This is a genomic window from Cellulomonas sp. NEAU-ZC6, assembly GCF_056844425.1.
In genome coordinates this window covers 247,139-262,460 of sequence record NZ_JBXFYH010000002.1, presented here as the reverse complement: position 1 = coordinate 262,460, position 15,322 = coordinate 247,139, and the positions used below count along the sequence as shown (strand labels likewise).

18 protein-coding genes are annotated in these 15,322 nt (G+C 74.3%); 8 read left to right on the top strand and 10 right to left on the bottom strand.

What is annotated here, in order from left to right:
* Positions 1-100 precede the first annotated feature (100 nt).
* Entirely contained in the window at positions 101-967 is an 867-nt protein-coding gene (locus AC1050_RS11315) for a helix-turn-helix transcriptional regulator (protein WP_482387503.1), read from the top strand.
* Between the two features lie 13 nt (positions 968-980).
* On the opposite strand, the gene AC1050_RS11310 is transcribed toward AC1050_RS11315, so the two are convergent.
* The 3 genes from AC1050_RS11310 to nhaA form a co-directional block, all read right to left on the bottom strand.
* A complete protein-coding gene (locus AC1050_RS11310) occupies positions 981-1,748 on the bottom strand; it encodes an SDR family NAD(P)-dependent oxidoreductase (RefSeq protein WP_482387502.1) in 768 nt (255 codons plus the stop codon).
* 204 nt (positions 1,749-1,952) lie between these two features.
* Positions 1,953-2,909 (bottom strand): choloylglycine hydrolase, encoded by a 957-nt coding sequence (gene bsh, locus AC1050_RS11305; RefSeq protein WP_482387501.1) that lies wholly within the window; start codon positions 2,907-2,909, stop codon positions 1,953-1,955.
* Positions 2,910-3,119: 210 nt separating this feature from the next.
* A complete protein-coding gene (gene nhaA / locus AC1050_RS11300) occupies positions 3,120-4,391 on the bottom strand; it encodes a Na+/H+ antiporter NhaA (protein WP_482387500.1) in 1,272 nt (423 codons plus the stop codon).
* A 288-nt stretch (positions 4,392-4,679) separates the two neighbouring features.
* On the opposite strand from nhaA, the gene arsB reads away from it, so the two are divergent.
* Genes arsB through AC1050_RS11285 form a run of 3 tightly spaced genes read left to right on the top strand, consistent with a single transcriptional unit; the run spans position 4,680 to position 7,255 of the window.
* Positions 4,680-5,792, top strand: a complete 1,113-nt coding sequence (arsB, locus tag AC1050_RS11295) for an ACR3 family arsenite efflux transporter (RefSeq protein WP_482387499.1) — start codon at positions 4,680-4,682, stop codon at positions 5,790-5,792.
* Positions 5,789-6,814 carry a metalloregulator ArsR/SmtB family transcription factor gene (locus tag AC1050_RS11290; RefSeq protein ID WP_482387498.1) on the top strand — a complete coding sequence of 342 codons (1,026 nt, stop codon included), beginning with the start codon at positions 5,789-5,791 and terminating at the stop codon, positions 6,812-6,814. Before arsB ends, AC1050_RS11290 begins: the two co-directional genes overlap by 4 nt.
* 18 nt (positions 6,815-6,832) lie before the next feature.
* Positions 6,833-7,255, top strand: coding sequence for an arsenate reductase ArsC (locus AC1050_RS11285; protein WP_482387497.1), 423 nt, complete (start codon positions 6,833-6,835; stop codon positions 7,253-7,255).
* A 55-nt stretch (positions 7,256-7,310) separates the two neighbouring features.
* Here AC1050_RS11285 and AC1050_RS11280 read toward each other — a convergent pair whose 3' ends face one another.
* Both AC1050_RS11280 and arsM read right to left on the bottom strand, forming a co-directional pair.
* Positions 7,311-7,508, bottom strand: coding sequence for a hypothetical protein (locus AC1050_RS11280; protein ID WP_482387496.1), 198 nt, complete (start codon positions 7,506-7,508; stop codon positions 7,311-7,313).
* Positions 7,508-8,272, bottom strand: coding sequence for an arsenite methyltransferase (gene arsM / locus AC1050_RS11275; protein WP_482387495.1), 765 nt, complete (start codon positions 8,270-8,272; stop codon positions 7,508-7,510). Before arsM ends, AC1050_RS11280 begins: the two co-directional genes overlap by 1 nt.
* 101 nt (positions 8,273-8,373) lie before the next feature.
* Between arsM and AC1050_RS11270 the strand changes: the two genes are divergently transcribed.
* Positions 8,374-8,748 (top strand): ArsR/SmtB family transcription factor, encoded by a 375-nt coding sequence (locus AC1050_RS11270; RefSeq protein ID WP_482387494.1) that lies wholly within the window; start codon positions 8,374-8,376, stop codon positions 8,746-8,748.
* Positions 8,749-8,817: 69 nt separating this feature from the next.
* Here AC1050_RS11270 and AC1050_RS11265 read toward each other — a convergent pair whose 3' ends face one another.
* The 5 genes from AC1050_RS11265 to AC1050_RS11245 form a co-directional block, all read right to left on the bottom strand.
* The gene (locus AC1050_RS11265; protein WP_482387493.1) at positions 8,818-9,219 is read right to left on the bottom strand and encodes a four-helix bundle copper-binding protein; all 402 of its coding nucleotides are present in this window, start codon (positions 9,217-9,219) and stop codon (positions 8,818-8,820) included.
* A 129-nt stretch (positions 9,220-9,348) separates the two neighbouring features.
* A complete protein-coding gene (locus tag AC1050_RS11260; protein WP_482387492.1) occupies positions 9,349-10,068 on the bottom strand; it encodes a YqjF family protein in 720 nt (239 codons plus the stop codon).
* Positions 10,069-10,169: 101 nt separating this feature from the next.
* Positions 10,170-11,369 (bottom strand): M20/M25/M40 family metallo-hydrolase, encoded by a 1,200-nt coding sequence (locus tag AC1050_RS11255; RefSeq protein WP_482387491.1) that lies wholly within the window; start codon positions 11,367-11,369, stop codon positions 10,170-10,172.
* Positions 11,370-11,393: 24 nt separating this feature from the next.
* Positions 11,394-11,663: a hypothetical protein gene (locus AC1050_RS11250; RefSeq protein WP_482387490.1), complete on the bottom strand. Its 270-nt coding sequence runs from the start codon at positions 11,661-11,663 to the stop codon at positions 11,394-11,396.
* Entirely contained in the window at positions 11,656-12,009 is a 354-nt protein-coding gene (locus tag AC1050_RS11245; RefSeq protein WP_482387489.1) for a hypothetical protein, read from the bottom strand. The genes AC1050_RS11250 and AC1050_RS11245 overlap by 8 nt, the downstream gene beginning before the upstream one ends.
* A 260-nt stretch (positions 12,010-12,269) precedes the next feature.
* On the opposite strand from AC1050_RS11245, the gene AC1050_RS11240 reads away from it, so the two are divergent.
* The 3 genes from AC1050_RS11240 (at position 12,270) to AC1050_RS11230 (ending at position 15,262) form a co-directional block, all read left to right on the top strand.
* Entirely contained in the window at positions 12,270-12,977 is a 708-nt protein-coding gene (locus AC1050_RS11240; RefSeq protein ID WP_482387488.1) for a hypothetical protein, read from the top strand.
* A gap of 194 nt (positions 12,978-13,171) precedes the next feature.
* Positions 13,172-14,707: a vWA domain-containing protein gene (locus AC1050_RS11235; RefSeq protein WP_482387487.1), complete on the top strand. Its 1,536-nt coding sequence runs from the start codon at positions 13,172-13,174 to the stop codon at positions 14,705-14,707.
* 123 nt (positions 14,708-14,830) lie between these two features.
* On the top strand, positions 14,831-15,262 hold the full coding sequence (locus tag AC1050_RS11230; RefSeq protein WP_482387486.1) for a hypothetical protein: 432 nt from the start codon (positions 14,831-14,833) through the stop codon (positions 15,260-15,262).
* Positions 15,263-15,322 lie beyond the last annotated feature (60 nt).

Here is a 15,322-nt window from a genome sequence, read left to right as displayed (position 1 = left end):
GAGGTGGCGTGCACGTCACCTCCCCCGGGTCTCCGGCCGCGGATGTGGGGTGCCCTGCCACGGAGTCCCCGGGCGCGCCACCGCGACGTACCGTCGGACGGTGAACAGCAGCGCGGAGGTCCGCGAGTTCCTCATGTCGCGCCGCGCGCGGGTCACCCCCGAGCAGGCGGGTCTCACCGCCTACGGCACCCACCGGCGCGTGCCCGGCCTGCGTCGCGGCGAGGTCGCCGGGCTGGCCGGGGTCAGCGTCGAGTACTACTCCCGCCTCGAGCGCGGCAACCTCGGCGGCGTGTCGGACGGCGTCCTGGACGCCATCGCCCGCGCGCTGCAGCTGGACGAGGCGGAGCGCGCGCACCTCGGCGACCTGGCCCGCGCCGCGGACCCGTCGGCCCGCCGCCCGCCGCGCGCCCCGGCCCGCGAGATCCGGCCGAACGTCCGCCGTATCCTCGACCTGATGACCGACGTCCCGGCCATCGTGACCAGCACCTGCTTGGACTCGATCGCCATGAACCCCCTCGGCGAGGCGCTGTTCGCCCCGGTGCTCGCGACGGCCGACAGGCCGGCGAACCACGCGCGGTTCACGTTCCTGGACCCGGCCGCCCGCACCTTCTGGGTGGACTGGGACCGCGCGGCCGACGACGCCGTCGCCACCCTGCGCACCGAGGCCGGGCGCGCACCCGAGGACCGGGCGCTCCTGCGGCTGACCCGCGACCTGGCCGCCCGCAGCCCGGAGTTCCGCGAGCGCTGGCACGCGCACGACGTCCGCCTGCACCAGACCGGCAGCAAGCACGTCCGGCACCCGGTGGTCGGTGAGATGGTCCTGGACTTCGAGGTCCTGGAGCTGCCGGCCGATCCCGGGCTGACGCTCGTCGTGTTCAGCGCCGAGGCCGGGTCCGACGCGGACGAGGGCCTGCGACTGCTGGGCCGCCGCGTGGCCGACGGGAGAGTCGGCGACCGGCAGGCGTGACGGAGCGCCCCCGTCAGGCCTGGGAGGTGGGCATGGCCCACAGCTCGGCGACGGACGAGCGCGGGTGCCGGGTCACCATGTAGGCGATGCTCTCCGCGATGTCCTCGGGCTGCAGGGGCACCGGGATGTTCTCGGCGTCGGAGGCGGCCAGGTCGGCGCGGACCTGGTCGTTGTTGTGCGACACCAGCTCGGTGGCCACGGCGCCGGGCTCGAGGACCCCGACGCGGACCTGCTTCTTCGTGACCTCCTGGCGCAGGGCCTCGGAGAAGCCGTTCACGCCGAACTTGGTCATGTTGTAGACGGCGAAGTTCGCCCAGGCCTGGCGTCCCGCGATGGAGGAGATGTTCACGATGTCCGCGACGCCGCGCAGCTCGTCCTGGGCCGCGGACAGCAGGTGCGGCAGGGCCGCGTCCGTCATGTAGAGCAGGCCCTTCTGGTTGATCGCGATCATCCGCTCCCACTCGTCCACGTCCGCGCCGACGACCGGGCCGAGCAGCATCAGGCCCGCGTTGTTGACAAGGACGTCCAGGCGGCCCGTGCGGTCCACGACCTGCTGGACGGCGGCCTGCGCCTGGCCGCGGTCGGAGATGTCGGCGACCACCGCGAGCGCCGCGCCGCCGGCCCGCTCGATGTCGGCGACGAGGGCCTCGAGGCGGTCCTGGCGGCGGGCCACGACCGCGACGGTCGCGCCGAGGGCGGCGAGCTCGCGGGCGGTGGCGGCACCGATCCCGCTGCTCGCTCCGGTGACGACGGCCGTGGTTCCGGTGAGCTGCTGAGTCATGGGGGCAGGTGTCCTTCGGGGGTCGGAGGCCCGGGGGGCGGGTCGCCACACCCCGGTGATCCCCCATGCAACGCCCGCCGTCCGGCACGCGGGAGTCCCGCCTAGAAGGTGTTCCGCCAGGGCATCCCTCGCCCGACCGGGCGACCCCGCGCCGGCACGGCCCAGCGCGAGGCGGCAGCCGTCCGCCGGGACCGGCCCGTCAGGTCACCCGGGCTCCGCGACGACGAGCTCGGTCCCGCCTGGCTGGTGGTCCGCGAGCGCGACGCCGCGGACCGCCGGGTCGTCGTACGTGTTCCAGTAGTACGTCGACGTCGCGGACGAGAAGAGCCCGGTGTAGAGCGTCTTCTCGAACTCGCCCGAGGCCATCGCGGCGCAGCCGTCGACCATCGCCACCTGCTGCAGCGTGTGGAAGGCGCGGCTCACGTTGTCGGCCTCGCCCGCCTGGGTCGGGTAGTGCGCGTTCACGTAGGCCGCGCGGACGAACCGCGAGGGCGAGGAGTAGTCACCGGGGATCCCGCGCATGTGCGATCCCGAGCCGAAGGGCGCGAGCCGAGCCCTGCCGAGCACCGTCTCCCCGGGGAACTCGGGCGACGTGTTGAGGTAGTTGCGCAGGTTCTCGTGGTGCCAGGAGAAACCCGGCTGGTTCGCCAGCACGTCGACGTCGTCGTCGACCACGTGCAGGCCGTCGTGCGTGTGCTCGAGGACGATCGCGCGGGTCGCGTCGGCGACGATCCAGTGCAGCAACGAGCTCGGGTACCTCTCGTCGATCGGCCGGTCGACGACCGCGACCTCCGCCAGGGCGGCCTCGACCTCGTCGACGCTGCCGAACTGGGAGCACACCCAGAGCGGGAGCTCGAAGGCGGCGACGTTGGTCGCGCCGTCGACGGGCGCCGCCGCGTACTCCGCGTACCCGGGGAAGTTGAGTCCCGCCACGGCGAGGCCGACGTCGTTCCCGCAGTCGAAGTACAGCGGGGTGTCGTCCTCGACGATGCCCATGCCGATGGTGGCGTGGCGGATGCTCGGGATCGCCCCGAACGGGGACCGGGGCGCGTACCCCGTGGGGGTCACCACCACCCGCTCCCCGTAGCCGCTCGTCCAGTCGAGGTTGCGGGCCAGGTACAGGTGGCCGTCGCCGTCCGAGAACCGGATCCCCGTGCACATGCTGCTCCCCCTGCCGTCGGTGTCGTCCGTCCGGGCAGCCCGGCACCGTCGACCGCGTGCCGTGCCCCGGGCACCAGCATCCGGGGACGGCGCGTTGGACGTCCTCACACCGTCGGGATGAGTACCGGCCCGCCCGACGGGGGCGCGTGGCCGTCGGGGCGCACCGGCGCGGGCGCGGCGGGGCGGACCTCGACGCGCGCCGGGCCGAGGTCAGGTCCGGTCCGCGACGTCCCCGACGGTGGGCTGGGGGCTGTCGGGGACGCCGTCCTCGTTCATGTCGGCCGACCGCGCCTTCCGGCTGTCCCACCGCAGGAGCACCGCGGCCGCCGCGGCCGAGACGACGGTCCCGGCGAGCACTGCGATCTTCGCGCCCGACGTCGTCGTCTCGTCGTCGAACGACAGCTCGACGATCAGCAGCGACACGGTGAAGCCGATGCCGGCCAGCAGGCCGACCGGCAGGAGGTCCCGCAGCCCGATGCCGTCGGGCAGGCGCAGCCGGGACGACCGCGTCGCCAGGGCGACCGCACCGAGGATGCCCGTCACCTTGCCGACCACCAGGCCGAGGACGACCGCCGGCACGACCGCCTGGGCCAGCGGCGATCCGCCGTCCCCGTCCGGGATCAGCGTCACGCCGGCGGAGAAGAAGGCGAACAGCGGCAGCGCGACGACGGCCGACCAGGGCCGCACGGCCTGCTCGTACCGGTGCGCGCGGTCGTCCACCTCGCCGTGCACCGGGCGGGCCGGCACCACCAGGCCGAGCAGCACCCCCGCGATGGTGGCGTGCACCCCCGAGGCGTGCATCAGCCCCCACGCGAGCAGCGCGAGCGGTGCCAGCAGCCAGGGGTGCACGTGCGCCGACCGCGCGAGCGCGGCGAACGCGGCGATCACCACGAGCGCGAGGCCGAGCGCTCCGACGGACACGGTGTCGGTGTAGAACACGGCGATCACCACGATCGCGAGCAGGTCGTCGACGACGGCCAGGGTGAGCAGGAACGTCCGGATGGCCACCGGCAGCCCGCGGCCGAAGATGGCCAGGACGGCGAGGGCGAACGCGATGTCGGTGGCGGTGGGGATCGCCCAGCCGCCACGCGCCGCGTCGTCGCCGGCGGCGACGACGACGGCGGTGTAGAGCGCGGCGGGCACGAGCATGCCGCCGACCGCCGCGATCACCGGCACCGCGGCGCGGCGCGGGTCGCGCAGCGAGCCGACGACGATCTCGCGCTTGAGCTCGAGCCCGACCGTGAAGAAGAAGACGGCGAGCAGACCGTCGGCCGCCCAGTGCGCGACGTCGAGGTCCAGGTGCAGCGCCGCGGGCCCGAGGACGGTGTGCGACACGGTGTCGTACGCGGCGCGCCACGGCGAGTTCGCCCAGACCAGGGCGAGCACGGCCGCGGCGATGAGCAGCGCTCCGCCGGTCGTCTCGCGGGACGCCCAGCGGCGCAGTGCCGAGGGCGCGGGGGCGTGGGGGTGTGCGGTCGTCATGGGTTCTCCCAGGCGGCTGAGGCCCTCGCGGAAGGGTCGCCGACGAGGACGCCGACCAGACTTCCCGGCACACCAGCCGACACGGTACGCGACGTCGGGACGGAGGGCGCGTCGAGGCGGACGTGCTCGTCCGGGAGTGATGCGCCCCTGCGCGTAGCGCTGCGGCATCGACGTATGTCAACATAGACACATGTCGAATCAAGTGCCGTCCGCTGCATCCAGGCGATCACGCCTGGTCGACGCGCTCGCCGCTCGGAGCGCCGACACGGGCGCCGCGGCGGTGGTCCTGTGAGCACGCAGGTGCTGCCCGACCTGACGGCGACGCGGGGGCGGCTGTCGGCGCTCGACCGGTGGCTGCCTGTCTGGATCGGTCTGGCCATGGTCGCGGGCCTCGCGCTGGGCCGGCTCGTGCCCGCGCTGGGCGGCGCGTTGGCCGAGCTGGAGGTCGGCGGCATCTCGTTGCCGATCGCCGTCGGCCTGCTCGTGATGATGTACCCGGTGCTGGCCAGGGTCCGCTACGACCGCGTCGCTGCCGTGACGGGTGACAAGCGGCTCCTGGCGAGCTCCCTCGCGCTGAACTGGGTCCTCGGGCCCGCGCTGATGTTCGCGCTCGCCTGGGTGTCCCTGCCGGACCTGCCGGAGTACCGGACCGGGCTGATCATCGTCGGGCTGGCCCGGTGCATCGCGATGGTCGTGATCTGGAACGACCTGGCGTGCGGTGACCGCGAGGCTGCCGCCGTCCTGGTCGCGATCAACTCGGTGTTCCAGGTCGTGGCGTTCTCGCTGCTCGGCTGGTTCTACCTGACCGTGCTGCCCGGCTGGCTGGGCCTCGACTCCGCCGGGCTCGACGTGTCGATCGGGCAGATCGCGGTCAACGTCCTGGTGTTCCTCGGCGTCCCGCTCGCCGCCGGGTTCGCGTCGCGGTGGATCGGCGAGCGCTCCCGCGGCCGCGACTGGTACGAGGAGCGGTTCGTCCCGCGCATCGGCCCCTGGGCGCTGTACGGGTTGCTGTTCACCATCGTGCTCCTCTTCGCCCTGCAGGGCGACGCCGTCACCTCGCGCCCGCTCGACGTGGCGCGGATCGCCCTGCCGCTGCTCGTGTACTTCGCCGTGATGTGGGGCGTCGGCATGCTGACCGGCCGGGGCCTGGGGCTCGGGTACGCACGCTCGACCACGCTGGCGTTCACCGCGGCGGGCAACAACTTCGAGCTCGCGATCGCCGTGGCGATCGGCACGTTCGGCGCGACCTCCGGTCAGGCGCTGGCCGGCGTCGTCGGCCCGCTCATCGAGGTCCCGGTCCTGGTCGGCCTGGTCTACGTCAGCCTGTGGGTCGGCCGACGCTGGTTCACCGGCACCGCTCGTCCCGTCTCCGCCGTCGCACCGCAGGAGGTCCGCTCATGACCACCACGACACCCGCCACCGCCGTGGTCGGCGAGGGCTGCGCACCGCAGCCCTCGCCCGCCGACCACGCGATGGGCCTGGATGCCGCGACCCAGGTGGCCGGCACCCTCAAGGCGCTCGGCGACCCGCTGCGCCTGCGGATGCTGTCCCTCATCGCGACCTCCCCGACCGGCGAGGCCTGCGTCTGCGACCTGGCCACGGTCGCCGAGGTGTCGCAGCCCACCGTGTCGCACCACCTCAAGCTGCTCAAGGACGTCGGCCTGCTCACCTCGGAGCGGCGCGGCACCTGGGTGTACTACCGCGTGCAGCCCGCGCTGCGCGGCGCCGTCACGACGCTGCTGGACACGTTCGCACCCGTGGCGGCCGAGGCGGCGCACCTGTCCCCGCTCACCGGGCTGACCGACGCCGAGACCGCGTTGGCCCGGATCGCGGACCAGCTGGTCGCCGCGTTCCCCGACCGCGACCCCGCGGCCGTGCTGACGGTCGTCCGCGAGTCCTACACCGGACTGGCCCGGTCGTCGGCGGTCCGCTCGCACCTCGTGGTGAACACCGAGCGGTTCGCCCGGCAGCGCCTGACCGATGCCGAGCGGGCGATCACGGCAGCCGCCGCCCACCGCCCGCAGGTGCTGTTCGTCTGCGTCGCCAACGCCGGCCGCTCCCAGCTCGCCGCCGCGCTGCTGCACCACTACGCCGGCGACGCCGTCGTCGTCCGCTCGGCCGGTTCCGCGCCCGCCGGCGAGGTCCACCCCGGGGTGCAGCCGCTGCTGGCCGAGCTCGACGCGGACGCCGAGGCGTTCCCCAAGCCGCTGACCGACGACGCCGTCCGCGCGGCCGACGTCGTCATCACCATGGGCTGCGGCGACACCTGCCCGATCCTGCCGGGCAAGCGCTACGAGGACTGGGTCGTCGGCGACCCTGCCCTCGCCTCCGAGACCGGTGTGCGTGCCATCCGCGACGAGATCGACCGCCGCGTGCGCACCCTGCTCGCCGATCTGCTGCCCGACCTCCACGTTCCCGCCTGACTCCCTGAGGAGACCCCGATGAGCGAGACCACCCAGCCCTCCGCCCTGTTCGTCTGCGTGCACAACGCAGGCCGCTCTCAGATGGCCGCCGGCTACCTGCGCCACCTGTCCGGCGGTGCGGTCGAGGTCCGGTCCGCCGGCTCGATGCCCGCCGAGCAGATCAACCCGGTCGCCGTCGAGGCGATGCTCGAGGAGGGCATCGACATCCGCACCGAGCGCCCGAAAGTGCTCACCACCGACGCCGTGCAGGCCTCCGACGTGGTCATCACCATGGGCTGCGGCGACGTCTGCCCGATCTTCCCCGGCAAGCGGTACGAGGACTGGGCCCTGGAGGACCCGGCCGGCCAGGGCATCGCGTCCGTGCGCCCGATCCGCGACGAGATCCGCGGGCGCGTCCTGACGCTGCTGGCCGAGCTCGGCGTGGAGCCCGTCACCGCCTGAGCGCTCCGACGACGAGGGGCCGCACCCACGGGTGCGACCCCTCGCGCGACGCCGGTCAGGCGGGGCAGCAGGCCGGCGTCGCGGGCACCACCCCGGCCGCACGGGAGCGCACTCGCTCGGCCATCCGCTCCACGAACCGGCGGGCGCGCACGACGCAGCCCGGGCAGTCCTGCGCGGCGCGGCGCAGCTCGAGCTGCCGCACGAGCTCGCGCTCGTCCTGCCGGTGGATCGTCAGGTAGACCTCGGGGTCCATCACGCCTCCTCGGGTGCGGGCTTGCGGGCGCGGACGACCGCGCCGTGCATCCCGTCGGCGACGGGGTGCGTGAACTCGACCTGGGCGTCGACGAAGCCCGCCGCCGCCAGGCCGTCCAGGTACTCGGTGCGGGACAGCGCGCCGGCGATGCACCCGACGTACGAGCCGCGCCCGGCGCGCTCCTCGGGCGTCAGGTGGTCCTCCGCGACGACGTCGGAGATGCCCACGCGACCCCCGGGCACCAGCACCCGGAACGCCTCGGCCAGCACCGCGGGCTTGTCCGGGGACAGGTTGACCACGCAGTTGGAGATCACCACGTCCACCGTGGCGTCCCCGAGCGGCAGGTCCTCGATCGTGCCCCGGCGGAACTCGACGTTGGTCGCGCCCGCCTTCGCGGCGTTGGCACGGGCCAGGTCGAGCATCTCGTCGGTCATGTCGACGCCGTAGGCGAAGCCCGTGGCACCGACGCGGCGTGCGGACAGCAGCACGTCGATCCCGCCGCCCGACCCGAGGTCGAGGACGCGCTCGCCCTCGCGCAGCTCCGCCACCATCAGCGGGTTGCCGCAGCCGAGCGAGGCAGCCAGGGCCTCCGCCGGCACCGATGCCGCGTCCTCGGCGCCGTACAGCGTCGCCCCGAACCGCTCGTCGATCACCAGGTCCTGCGGCCCGCAGTCGCCACCGCCGCAGCAGCCGGCGTCACCGCTGCCCTGCACCGCCGCCAGCGCGTACCGGGACCGGACCTGCTCACGGATGTCCTGCACCATCGCTCCTCCAAAGATCGATCACCGTCGATGTGTTGAGCGTGACGCAGACATCGACAGCTGTCAACATCGACAACGGTCGATGTCTGAGCGAGGATGGCGGCATGGCCCTGGACCTGCTCCCCGTGAGCATCCCGACGTCGACCGCCTGCTGCAGCCCGGTCACCGGCAGCACCATGTCCGCCGAGGACGCCGACCGGACCGCCCGCACGCTGAAGGCGCTGGCCGACCCGGCCCGCCTGCGGCTGCTGTCGATCATCGCCGCGCACGACGGCGGCGAGGCGTGCGTCTGCGACCTGACGGAGCCGGTGGGGCTGTCCCAGCCGACCGTGTCGCACCACCTCAAGGTCCTCACGGAGGCCGGGTTCGTGACCCGGGAGAAGCGCGGGGTGTGGGCCTACTACACGGTCGTCCCGGGCGCCGTGGACGACCTCACCCGGCACCTCGGCGGGCACCTGGCGGGAACCGCCGGCGCCTGACCGAGCCGCCGGGTCCAGCGGCCGACCACCGGCGGTCGGCCGGTACCGGGTTCCGCCTGGACCGTCCGGTCAGGAGAGGGTGGCGAGCAGCTCCCGGCACACCTGCTCGCACGCGCGGCAGGCCTCGGCGCACACCCGGCAGTGCTCGTGCATCCCGGCGTGCTTCTCGCACTGGTCACCGCACGCCCGGCAGGCGACGACGCACGCCTCGAGGTGCGCGCGGGTGACGGTGGCGTCGCCGCCGGTCTGCCGCGACAGGATCCGGGAGACGGTGCCGCAGCTGTCGGCGCAGTCGAGGTTCGTGCGGATGCAGGTGCGCAGGTCGGCCACCATCTCCTCGCCGAGACAGGCGTCGGCGCAGGCGGTGCACGCCTGTGCGCACTCCACGAGCGCGTCGACGACGCGCGCCAGCTGCTCGCGGTCGAGGTCCACCGTGCCGGGGTAGGTCTGCAGCATCTCCGTCGTGCGCATCGCGTCCTCCTGCGGGTCGGGTGGGCGGTCCGCCCGTGGTCCGGGCGTCCGGCCACGCTACGAGCGCGCCCGAGCGGGCGCACCCGGTCGCCGCGGGGCGGCGTCCCGCGTCTGCCGCGCCGGCGTTGATCAGCCGCGGCCCGCCGGCAGCAGGTGCGGCAGCCCGATGCGCGCGTCGACGCCCGGGGACCAGCACACGCGCGGGGCGCCGGTGGGCCGCGGCAACCCGCACCGCTGCAGCAGGTCCGTGGCGAGCTCCGGGGCCGTGGCCTCGTGCAGCGGCCAGGGTGCGTGCTCCACCGGCACCCGCCACAGCCGCCCCGCCCGCTGCGTGTACGCGCCCCACCGGCCGGTGACCGAGACGTGCCACGGGTCGGGCTCGGTCATCCGCCCGCCCGGCACGACCCGCGCGCGCAACGCGCCGCCGCCGCGCACCCGGACCCGGTAGGACACGGCATCCGCGTCGTCGTGGCCGGAGCCGTCGGCCCGGTGGTAGGGCAGCCCGACCGTGCGCAGCGCGCCGACGACCGCCCGCCGCGGGCACACCAGGGCCAGGAACCAGAGCCCGTCGGTGCCGCTGCGCGGGTGCCGGACGTAGGTGCGGACGTTGACCTCGACGAACCGCGACCACCGCGGGACGGCGGGCACGCCGGGTACGCGGACGTCCCGCATGAGGAACGGCGTGACCCCGACCCAGGCGGTGCCGTCCACGGTGTCCGGCACGAGGCCCGGCGGCAGCAGCGCGGCGACGTCGTCGGGGGCGTACGGCCAGTGCAGGAACGTGAGCGACTCCCACCGCTGCAGCGTGGTCGTGCACCGCACGGGCTGGTCCGGTCCTCGGCCGCTCATGGCGCCTCCCCGCGTCGGCCGCCGGTCGCCCTCGGAGCGGGCCGCGCTCGCTCAGGCCAGGCTAGGCACGGCCTGCCGCACCCGCCCACCCGGCGACCGGCTCAGGACCGTCCGACCGGCGCCGGCGCCGCGCCGAGGCGCTCCCAGAACGACGCCAGCGTCGCCGTTCCGGCACGCAGCAGGTCGATCAGCACGCTCTCGTCGCTGTCGTGCCAGTGGTCCTCCACGAGTCCGGTGCCGAAGAACAGCACCGGCGCCCCGGTGGTGTCGTGCAGCAGCGACGCGGGCGACCCACCGGCGTTGCGCATCGACCCGACGTGGTCGGTGCGCCACCCGTCGGCCATCGCCGCGCGCAGCACCGCGAGTGCGGGCACGTCGTCAGGCGTCCGGTACGCCTCCTGGGTGCTCTCGAGCGGGATCGTCAGCTCCCAGTCCACGTAACCGGGGATCTGCTCGGCGACCCAGGCGCGCAGCTGCTCCGCCACCCGGTGCACCCGCTGACCCGGCACGGTGCGGAAGCTCAGGTCGACCCGGGCCACCGACGGGATCGCCCCGCGGGTCGGCGGGTCCACGTCACCGGCGGCGATGGTCAGCACCTCGACGGCGGGGCGCAGCCACAGGCGCTCCAGCGGCGACCAGCCCTCCTCGCCGATGATCCGGTGCGTCTCCGAGCGCGCCAGCCAGTCCTCGTCCGAGTACGGCAGGGCGGCGATCGCCGCGCGCTCGGCGTCGGGGACCGGCTCGACGTCGTCGTAGAACCCGGGGATCGTCACGCGGTCCCGCTCGTCGTGCAGCCGCGCGACCAGCGCGGCGACGGCGTGCAGCGGGTTCGGGGCCGGTCCCGAGACCGCGCCGCTGTGCGCGTCCCGGCCAGGGCCGGTGACGGTGAGCGTCGCGTTCAGCGACCCCCGCAGTCCCAGGCACACGGCCGGCGCGTCAGCTCGCCACAGCACCGTGTCGCTCAGCAGCACGACGTCGGCCGCGGTCGCCCCGGGGTGCTCGTCCAGCAGCTGGGCGAGGTGGGTGGACTGCGCCTCCTCCTCGCCCTCGACCAGCAGCTTGACGTTGACCGCGGGCGCCGTGCGGCCGGTCGCCTCGAGGTGGGCGCGCAGACCCCAGACGTGGCACAGCACCTGGCCCTTGGCGTCCGAGGTGCCGCGCCCCCAGAGCCGGCCGTCCCGGACCGCGGGGTCGAACGGGTCGACCTGGCCCCAGTTCTGCGGCTTCGCGCTGCGCACGTCGTGGTGGCTGTAGACCAGCACGGTCGGCGCGCCGGGGGCCTCGCACCACTCCGCGTACACCGCGGGGGCACCGTCCTCGACCTCTCACAGCTCGACCCGAGGGAACCCGGTGGCGCGCAGCACCCCGGCGAGCCAGTTCGCCGAGCGCTGCAGCGTCATCTGGTTCTCGGCGACGCCGGCGACACCCGGGATCCGCACCCAGTCCGCCAGCTGCCCGACCAGCTCGTCGAGGTGGTCCGCGGCGTAGGCGTGGATCGCGCCGAGGTGGGTGGCGTCCGGCGCACCTCCCGCGGTGGACCCGCCGTGGCCCGGCTCCCGCGGTCCGGTGCCCACGGCCGTCGCGGTCTCAGTCACCGGCGACCTCCCAGTCGGTGAGGACGACGGCGGCCGCGAGCGCGGCGCTCGCCGTCAGCCACAGCGCCCGGGCGCGCGGGTCCCTCGCGATGCCGGTGACGACGGGCAGCACGGCGAACACCGGGTCGGACGCCAGGTCGATCGCCCGGTGCGTGCGCCACGGGATCACCCGCCGCACGCCCAGCGGGCTGTCCGTCAGGGCGTTGACGCCGATCGCCACGGCGCCGAAGGCACCGAAGAACGCGCGTGCCCCGCGGGTCAGGCCCAGCAGGTGCGGGGCGGTCAGCAGCGTGGCGCCCAGCGTGTAGTCCAGCGCAGCGTGCGTGGTCGGGGTCAGTGGCTTCATCGCTCCTCCAGCCGGTGTCGAGGCGAGCCTGCGGTCCCGGGCAGCCACGGCGTCCCGCGGGCGGCACGGCGATCACTCTGCGCCGTGGTCCGCCAGCGTCACACGCCGGGCCGGGCCGTGCGAGGCGAGCACCGGCGATCCCGCTCTCCCGGCCGACCACCGGTGACGGGGTGACCGCACGAGCGACGACGAGCGGGCCGTGGCAACCTGGAGACCGGCTGTCGAGCCAGGGCGCCGCAGGTCGAACCCGAGGAACGTGCGTGCAACCGCTGCCCGAGACCCGACAGGTGCTGTCGTACCTCGCCGCCGCCGGCGGCGGCGACGTGGAGGACACCCTGCAGAGCCTGGCCGATCGCATCGAGACGATCGTGCCCTCGACGGTCGGGGTCAGCCTCGCCGTCCTGACCGAGGACCTCACGCTGACGTTCGTCTCGACGTCGTCACGGTCCCTGGCGATCGACCTGGCGCAGAGCGAGCACGGGGGCCCCTGCCTGGAGTCCGCCGCCTCCGGCGAGGAGCGCTCGGCACCCGACCTCCTCGACGAGGACCGGTGGCAGATGTACGCCACCGCCGCCACCGAGGAGGGGGTGCGCTCGAGCCTGTCGATGCCGGTGGAGACGGCAACCGGGTCGGTGCGGGCGTCGTTGAACGTCTACGCCGCAGACCCCCGTGCCTTCGAGGGCCGGGTCGAGCTGCTCCGCGCCGCGGTCGGGGCGCTCGCCGGGTTGGTGACGACCAACGCGGACCTGACGTTCGCCTCCCGCGCCCGGGCGGTCCGCGCCCCGCAGGAGCTCGCGATGCGCGGCGTCGTCGACACCGCCGTGGGCTTCCTGGTCGCCAAGCACGCGTTGCGTCCGGATGCCGCACGCATGCTGCTCCTCGCGCAGGCCCAGGAAGCCGGGGTCGACGTCGTCGACCACGCGCACACGGTCCTCCAGGAGGCCGGGCAGGGCGGGCAAGGCGGGTAGGCCCGATGCGCGCGGCTCCGCTGACCCGCCGCCGTCCACCGTGACCAGAACGGTACGGTCGCGTGACCGTCCCGTGCTGTCCGCGCTGGTCAGCGGTCCGCGAGCATGCAGTCCTCAGACGATGGAGGGGTCACATGCGCGGTCGGTGGTCGACAGGTGCTCGTCCCGGGTCCTCGGGGCGGCGGCGGGACCGTGTGGTCGCGACGGCGGCCGCGCTGGCGGTGCTCGGGGCGCTCGGTGCGTGCGGCACGGGCGGGTCGAGCGACGCCTCCTACGGGCAGGAGGCGATACAGGACGACGCCCTCGCCCCCGAGCAGTGGCGGGACGTTCCCACCACCCCGCAGGAGGAGTACGACGACTCCCCGGAGCAGCCGTTCCAGGACGTGGCCACGAGCCCGCTGTCGACGTTCGCGTCCGACGTCGACACCGCGTCGTACAGCAACCTGCGCCGGCAGCTGACGCAGGGGGTCGAGCCGGAGGGGGTGCGGATCGAGGAGCTGGTCAACTACTTCGACTACGACTACCCGGCCCCCGCGGCGGACGCGGCGGACCCGTTCACCGTGACCACGCAGGTCGCCGACGCGCCGTGGGCGCCGGAGCATCAGCTCGCGATGATCGGCGTGCAGGCGACGGAGGCGGTGCCGACCAGCCGGGGCAACAACGTCGTCTTCCTGCTCGACGTGTCCGGGTCGATGGACGAGCCCAACAAGCTCCCGCTGCTCGCCGAGTCGTTCGCGCTCCTCGTCGAGCAGCTCGACGAGGACGACACCGTCTCGATCGTGACCTACGCCGGCAGCGACGCCGTGCTGGCCGACTCGGTGCCGGGGAGCGAGCGCAAGCGGCTCGTGCAGATCCTGCGCGAGCTGCGCGCCGGGGGGTCGACCGGCGGGGCGGCAGGACTGCAGACCGCGTACGAGCTCGCGACCAAGAACTTCATCGAGGGCGGGAACAACCGGGTCGTGCTGGCGACCGACGGGGACTTCAACGTCGGGCCGTCGACCCCCGAGCAGCTCACGGAGCTGATCGAGGAGCACGCGAGCACGGGCGTGCACATCTCGGTCCTCGGGTTCGGCATGGGCAACCTCAAGGACAGCACGATGGAGGCGATCGCCGACCACGGGAACGGCAACTACGCCTACATCGACACCGTCGACGAGGCGCGCAAGGTCCTGGTCGACGAGTTCGACTCCACGATGTTCGTCGTCGCCCAGGACCTCAAGGTGCAGGTCGAGCTCAACCCCGCGGCCGTCTCCCGGTACCGGCTGCTGGGCTACGACAACCGGCGCCTGGAGGACGAGGAGTTCGAGGACGACGCCACGGACGCCGGCGACGTCGGTGCCGGGCACTCGGTGACCGCGTTCTACGAGCTCGTGCGGGCGGACGACGACGACGCAGGCGACGACGACCTGAGGTACCAGGACCGCGCGACGGTGGGCTCCGACGACTTCCTGACGGTGCACGTCCGCTACAAGGAGCCGGGCGCGACCGAGAGCACCGAGGTCGTCGTCCCCGCCGGCGCCGACACGTACACGCGCTCCCCCAGCAGCGACTTCAGGTTCGCGTCCGCCGTCGCCGAGTTCGGCCTCGTGGCGGCCGGGTCCGAGCACGCCGACGGCGCCGAGGCGGCCCGCGCCCGGGACCGCGCCGTGACCGCGCTCGGGGAGGATCCGTACGGGCTGCGCACGGAGTTCGTCGGCCTGGTCGAGACGTACACGGAGCTCGCCGGCTGACCCACGCCTCCCGGTGCGCCACGAGGGGGGCGTGCGACTATGGGCGCGACGTCGATGACCGTCCGGCACCGTGGGTGTCCGTCACCGGCCTGGTGCTCCCCGGCACCGGAGGGGCCCGACGAGATGCACACCACCCTGGACGACCTGGCACTGCGTGCGGCTGAGCACATGGGCCACGGGACCTGCTGCAGCATCACGGTCAAGGACGGGCCTGCTCTGCACCAGGTCGGCAGCAGCGACCCGCGCGCGGCAGCCGTCGACCAGGCGGAGGTGCGGGCCGAGGACGGACCGTGCGTGCTGGCGATGGAGCAGCTCTTCGGCGTGCTGGTGCCCGACGTCGTCACCGAGACCCGGTGGCCGGCGTGGCGTGCCGCCGCCGACCGCGCGGGGTTCCGGTCGGCGGCGGCGCTGCCGGCGTACATCGACGACCACCGCACCGTCGCCTTCAACGCCTACTCGGACCGGCTGGAGGTCTGGGGCGCCGCGCGGCTGGTCCGGATGGACGTCCGGGTCCAGGAGCTCGCCGACGAGCTCCGGCCGGCCGGCAGGGCCTGAGCCACGCCGCGCGGTCCGCGCGGCGTGGCTCCTCCGGCCGTGAGTCGCCGACGGCGCGTC

What these genes read in the sequence shown, in the direction of transcription:
- AC1050_RS11245 (WP_482387489.1), bottom strand. Translation starts at nt 12,009, where the DNA reads ATGAAGCCACTGACCCCGACCACGCACGCTGCGCTGGACTACACGCTG.
- AC1050_RS11310 (WP_482387502.1), bottom strand. Translation starts at nt 1,748, where the DNA reads ATGACTCAGCAGCTCACCGGAACCACGGCCGTCGTCACCGGAGCGAGC.
- AC1050_RS11270 (WP_482387494.1), top strand. Translation starts at nt 8,374, where the DNA reads ATGGCCCTGGACCTGCTCCCCGTGAGCATCCCGACGTCGACCGCCTGC.
- AC1050_RS11285 (WP_482387497.1), top strand. Translation starts at nt 6,833, where the DNA reads ATGAGCGAGACCACCCAGCCCTCCGCCCTGTTCGTCTGCGTGCACAAC.
- arsM (WP_482387495.1), bottom strand. Translation starts at nt 8,272, where the DNA reads ATGGTGCAGGACATCCGTGAGCAGGTCCGGTCCCGGTACGCGCTGGCG.
- AC1050_RS11280 (WP_482387496.1), bottom strand. Translation starts at nt 7,508, where the DNA reads ATGGACCCCGAGGTCTACCTGACGATCCACCGGCAGGACGAGCGCGAG.
- bsh (WP_482387501.1), bottom strand. Translation starts at nt 2,909, where the DNA reads ATGTGCACGGGGATCCGGTTCTCGGACGGCGACGGCCACCTGTACCTG.
- AC1050_RS11265 (WP_482387493.1), bottom strand. Translation starts at nt 9,219, where the DNA reads ATGCGCACGACGGAGATGCTGCAGACCTACCCCGGCACGGTGGACCTC.
- AC1050_RS11290 (WP_482387498.1), top strand. Translation starts at nt 5,789, where the DNA reads ATGACCACCACGACACCCGCCACCGCCGTGGTCGGCGAGGGCTGCGCA.
- AC1050_RS11260 (WP_482387492.1), bottom strand. Translation starts at nt 10,068, where the DNA reads ATGAGCGGCCGAGGACCGGACCAGCCCGTGCGGTGCACGACCACGCTG.
- nhaA (WP_482387500.1), bottom strand. Translation starts at nt 4,391, where the DNA reads ATGACGACCGCACACCCCCACGCCCCCGCGCCCTCGGCACTGCGCCGC.
- AC1050_RS11230 (WP_482387486.1), top strand. Translation starts at nt 14,831, where the DNA reads ATGCACACCACCCTGGACGACCTGGCACTGCGTGCGGCTGAGCACATG.